Source organism: Calothrix sp. CBUCES-K 9914 (assembly GCF_059640475.1).
Window position 1 is genome coordinate 1 of sequence record NZ_JBXXZH010000406.1, and the last position, 5544, is coordinate 5544.

Here is a 5544-nt window from a genome sequence, read left to right on the forward strand (position 1 = left end):
CTTTTTTCTTTTACATCAAGGCTTCAATTCCCCTTTGGTTCTAAAAATAAGCGAACGCCCAGTAATTAGCGCGCGTATGCGAAAAAATTAGCCAGGTTGTGCGAAAATTGGTGCTTGAAACAACGTAACCACGTTCTAAATTTAGCGCCTTATGCGCGAACCTACACACCACTCAGCACTCACCACTAACTAGATATATGAACAACTAGTTCTCTAACGTGATTGTGTTGACGATGTTCCCAAATATAAATACCTTGCCATGTACCTAGAACTAATTGTCCCTTATTAATAGGGATGTGTTCGGAAGTGTGAGTGATAGCAGTACGGATGTGCGCTGGCATATCGTCGGGTCCTTCAGCATCATGAATGTATTTTGCTGATTCAGGTACTAGCTTTGCCATAAAATTCGCTAAATCTTTTAGAACATCGGGGTCAGCATTTTCTTGGATAATCAAGCTAGCTGATGTATGGCGCAAAAATAGGGTGCAAAGACCAGTTTCTACACCTGACTCCGCTACTATCTCCGCAATATTTGATGTAATATTGCGTAACGATTTTGCATTAGTAGAAACTCTGAGTAATTTTTGATAATGCGACATGTTTAATAGGTTATCTTGCTATTTTTAATTTTACAAATATGTAAGGTTGGCACCGCCAGCCCCACACGATATTAAATATCGATTTCTCCAACAATGGGTTTATCAGCTAAGTAATTCAAACCGACATCGTTTAATAAGTTTTGCCAATCTTGAACCAGCGTCGTATTTTTTGGTTCAGTTGCACGGAGAGAAGCTAACTCTGTTAATGTAGTATACCATATACCTTGAGTAGCATAAGCCGCAATTCTCGCACGTGGTGAAGTCGCTGCTTTTAATTGTGTTACTAAATTTTGACTCGGCGCCACTCTACGAACTGCACCGCTAACAAAAACAGGTGTGGATGATTTAGATGCACTTTGTGTACGACAATAAAGTTTAAAGTACCATTGATAAGTTTTATTAATATCTAATTTGGCAGTCTTTAACTTCAAGCTAACAATACCTGGTTGAGAAGGTATTATAAATGAGGAACGAACAACGTCAGCCTTTGACTCATCTTGTAGAGAAAATTCCCCTGTTGAAACTTGAGATACTTGATAAGGAACATAAAACCATAAAGTCGGATTTTCCTCCACAGCTAAACCAGGTTTATAATTTGGTGCTATCGCGTTAAGTGGTATTTCCACAGAAACACAGTCACCACGACTGCCAGTACCTTTTCTTCCACTCGGTCTACCTTGACTTGAAGCATCTGGTTCAGTCTCATTAAACTTAATTTGCACATCATTATTTGACTGTGCTATTGCTGGTATTAAATACAACATCGACACAAACAGTACCAAGCTTGTAGTTAAGCTCGTAGTAAGTGCCTTAGCGCTTCCCAAATTCATCTTTTTAAGCAGCAATGACTGAAGTCCATTCATAATATACTTACTTTTCAACCTCTACATGTTTCTAGGAATTACAAAAATATTTTATGCATACCTGATCACCTATGCCATAAAATTTGGTGGGTTAAGAAGACTGGCAACGGATGATAAACGGATGTAACGGATGGTTGATTTTTAATAACTGATTCCTATATAGGGTTGCTATGGATTTTGTTTATAACCAATAATCCATCCGTTACATCCGCTTTTATCCGTTGCCAGTTTTCTCCGTGCCTACATGGTAAAAATAATTACCATAAAATCAATCTAGTTAACTCGTAAATATTATTAAAACACAAATAACGCAACCAACACGTGGAGTGGTATAATAATTAATTGCCCAACTTGTAGGCTTCAAGGAGTCAAACAAAAGATGGCGCCCATGTATTAACATTTAAATATAGAAGTAAAAACTGGTTTATCCGCAGTTAATAATTTTATTAAATTTTATTGAGTTTTCTTAGATTTTATGACATCTATAGCAGAAACAAAGCAAAAATTAACGATGGAAATATTTTGGTGCATAGAAGGTCAAATCGAAAAACAGTATTTAAGTGCAATAACTGGTGAAGTACTTAAAATACGCGGAAATTGTGATTATGAAGGTTCCGGTTTTTGGTTGTGCGTTCCTGCAACAGATTCGACTGGAGAAGTAGTAAGTGTTGCGATTATATCTAAACTGGAGTCTCCCCAACAATCATACTGTATAGGGCGAGTTACACAAGTCGCTAAACGCGGAATGGTATTGGTCAAAATCTCAAAGAATTGTAAAATCACCTTTAATGCAACAGCCATTTTACAGGTAAATCAACTTTATAAGCTAAATTTTGAATTTGTTTTAGGTAAATTAACCATTACAGCAGCCACTAAATTAGATTCTGATGTGTCAAGTACCCAAGAATCAGAATTAGAATCAGTATTAGAAACGGTTACAATAACAGTACCATCCAAGGTTGCAACACCAACCGCAAAAGCAACGTCAACACCTCCAACAGTCGCGCTTGAAGAGTTATGGCGCCTAAAATTAGAGCCTTTAATAGTCGAGAGTATTCCCGGAATCAAAATATCTAACTTTAATATCTTTAAAAGTACCTTAGAATGGGAAGGTAAAGTTGATAACAAAAAATATAGAATTCAAGGCGCCGTCGGCTCAAATCATTTAGCGATACACGAGTTTTGCTTTACTAATATTAAAACTCACGAGGGCAGTATTCACTCCGCAAAGCTTGACGCAGCACCGCAAATGTCAAATGTTGCCTTAGAAGAATTAATAGAGGATGATTCAGATGACTTTGATGATTTTGATGATGATTTAGAAGATAATCAAAAAGACCAAAGTGATATATTGCGTGTAACTCCGTTAGGAGCGGCACGTTCAATAGGTGCCTCATGTTTTCGTGTTGAAATGGGCGGTTACGAAATTGTACTTGATGCAGGCACTCGACCGAAAGGAAGCAATCCTTTACCCGCTTTTGAACTGCTCAAAAATCCAAATCTTATACTTGTTACCCACGCGCACTCAGACCATATCGGCGCCTTACCAGTACTGCATCGAATGTATAAAGCAACACCGATGGTTTGCACTCCAGGGACTCGCTCGATAGCACGGGTGATGTTAGAAGATTGTTTAAAGGTTAATCTCAGAAATGAAGACTTTGAACCATTATTTGAAGAGCAAGATTTACAACAAACTCTTCTACACTTAGAAACTCAAGAAATAGGAGTCGAGTTTGAGCCGCTACCAGGATTAACCGTCAAATTCATTAACGCTGGACATATCGTTGGCGCCGCTTGTATTTATTTGAAATACGGCAACCGTAGCTTGGTGTATACAGGAGATTATAACGTTGCCAATAGTCGTACCACCGTTGGGTTAAAGTTATCTGACCTACCGACTGCCGACATGTTAATTACCGAAGCAACTTATGGCGCCGCTATTCATCCTAGTCGTAAGCAACAAGAAGCAGAATTAGTACAGGCAGTTTGGAACGTTGTCTCGAAAGGAGGTAACGTTCTAATTCCCGCATTTGCACTCGGACGCGCGCAGGAGATTATCCTCTTACTCAAAACCAGCAGCTTTTTTCTTAATAACGATATTCCTATTTACGTAGATGGACTAGTAATAAAAGTTACTGATGTTTTCAACGATAATTTAGATTTATTGCCAGAAGCTGTTAGTAATTTAGCCTCCAATAGTCGTATTCCACCTTTTTGTGATGGTAAAAAAGTAATTTTTGTTACCGAACATCAAGAACGCCCATTAGCAATTGCCAAACCAAGCGTTGTAATTGCCTCTTCTGGAATGCTCACCGGTGGCGCCTCGATTTATTATGCAAAAGCGTTATTGGAAAGAGATAACGCGGCAATTTTTATTAGTGGTTACACAGACGAAGAATCACCGGGACGATTGTTACAAAGTATGCAACCGGGTGAACCAGTTACGATTGATGATAGTGATTATACCGTTAAAGCTCAAATTCGTAAATTTAACTTGTCAGCACATACTGACCGTATTGGAATTGGACAGGTAATTGCAAAAGTTGCACCCCGTCACTTGATTCTCATTCACGGAAATTCTGATAGTCTTCATGATTTAGCGCGAACTGATTTACAAAAAAACTATATCGTCCATATTCCTAGTTGTGGAGAGACTATAGAATATGGAGTTTATCCAGATTTTCTGAGCCAGAAAAAACAAGTCGAATTAGAAAATCCCAAAGAAGTTGAATTAGAAATTGTTGCAGAACATGATGGTGCATGGATTCGCGTTCCTCAAGAAGTTGCAGATACAGACCCTCGTTGGCAGTCTCTTTCACAAATGGGAATCGTCCGCGCGAAATGGCACAAAAACACTTTAATTCTTTTGGGGATTACACAACAACACGTAGTAAAACAATCAACTATGATGTCTGGAGTCAATTGCTGTGCGAAATGTAAATTTTTCGATGGTCGTTTATGTTCAATGCCAGAAAGCATATTTTACAACCGTCAAATTGACCCGCAAGGAGTTTGTCCAGAATTTGAACAAAGTCAAAGCAGCAAAATGTAGAGACGTTACATGTAACGTCTTTACAACGCGCGGTAATGTAAATATAAAACTACACCCGCAGTAGTACCTAACAAAACTACGCAACAAGAAACTAACGGCGCCCAAATTCCAAACATAAAAAGTACAACACAACTACCGTATAATATTCCATAGCTAATTACCACGGCTAGAATTAGGCGCCGGATTTTTTGGAGACGCAAAGCTAGTAAACTTCCTACTAACGACCAACACCATATCCATAAAACATCATTCCATTTAGACCATGTAGATAATATCGGTCGATTATCTAAAACAGAACTAAGAAGTTGACTAACCATGTGTGCTTGTACAACTACACCTGCTATTTGCTCGTGAGGCCATTTTCCTTTAGTATAAGGTGTATTCCAATGATTATCATTAAAGCTTTCGGCGTTAGTGCCAATTAAAATAATCTTGTTTTGGATTAAATCAGCAGTTAATTTATTATTGAAAACGTCTTGAACTGTAAATTTCTTTATATATGGATTTGCAGCACGCCAATTTATTAAAATTTGATGCCCACCACTATTTGTATCATGGTATCCACCACTATTAGGTTGTAAATTCTGAAAAACCTTATTTCCGATAGACAAGTTTTTATCGACAGTTAATTGGGAGTAAATCTTTTCGTTAGCTAAATAACGAGTAGCAACTCGAAAGCTGAAGGATTTATCTGTTTTACATTTAGCTTGAGGAGCAGACGAAGGCGCCATACCAAGTAGTTGACGACGTATAATATTATCGGGGTCAGTTACAATATCAGTAAAACCGAGATTTCGTAACTCGGAAATATCAGGTGATGGTGGAACTCCTGGGTCTGTAGCATCTTCACCACTTTTACAAACACCAATAAACTTACCACTTTGCATTATTGCAACCAAATTTTTGAATTTTTCTTGAATAGGATTTTCTCGGTAAATATCTAAACCAATTACACGAGGGTTGAAACGCTGTATATTTTCGATAACTTGAGCTAAAGTCCCGTCTGATAAAGAAAAACCTTGCCTTT

At 38.0% G+C, this 5544-nt stretch carries 4 protein-coding genes; 1 reads left to right on the forward strand and 3 read right to left on the reverse strand.

What is annotated here, in order from left to right; all coding sequences use genetic code 11:
* Positions 1-185 precede the first annotated feature (185 nt).
* Both AC2JBO_RS42545 and AC2JBO_RS42550 read right to left on the reverse strand, forming a co-directional pair.
* Positions 186-599: a secondary thiamine-phosphate synthase enzyme YjbQ gene (locus AC2JBO_RS42545; protein WP_496959655.1), complete on the reverse strand. Its 414-nt coding sequence runs from the start codon at positions 597-599 to the stop codon at positions 186-188.
* 71 nt (positions 600-670) lie between these two features.
* Positions 671-1462 (reverse strand): DUF928 domain-containing protein, encoded by a 792-nt coding sequence (locus tag AC2JBO_RS42550; RefSeq protein WP_496959656.1) that lies wholly within the window; start codon positions 1460-1462, stop codon positions 671-673.
* 475 nt (positions 1463-1937) lie between these two features.
* Between AC2JBO_RS42550 and AC2JBO_RS42555 the strand changes: the two genes are divergently transcribed.
* A complete protein-coding gene (locus AC2JBO_RS42555; protein WP_496959657.1) occupies positions 1938-4517 on the forward strand; it encodes an MBL fold metallo-hydrolase in 2580 nt (859 codons plus the stop codon).
* A gap of 20 nt (positions 4518-4537) precedes the next feature.
* Here the strand turns inward: AC2JBO_RS42555 and AC2JBO_RS42560 are convergent.
* A partial coding sequence (locus AC2JBO_RS42560) for a CHASE2 domain-containing protein (RefSeq protein ID WP_496959658.1) occupies positions 4538-5544 on the reverse strand: 1007 nt, incomplete at its 5' end.

What these genes read in the sequence shown, in the direction of transcription:
- AC2JBO_RS42545 (WP_496959655.1), bottom strand. Translation starts at nt 599, where the DNA reads ATGTCGCATTATCAAAAATTACTCAGAGTTTCTACTAATGCAAAATCG.
- AC2JBO_RS42555 (WP_496959657.1), top strand. Translation starts at nt 1,938, where the DNA reads ATGACATCTATAGCAGAAACAAAGCAAAAATTAACGATGGAAATATTT.
- AC2JBO_RS42550 (WP_496959656.1), bottom strand. Translation starts at nt 1,462, where the DNA reads ATGAATGGACTTCAGTCATTGCTGCTTAAAAAGATGAATTTGGGAAGC.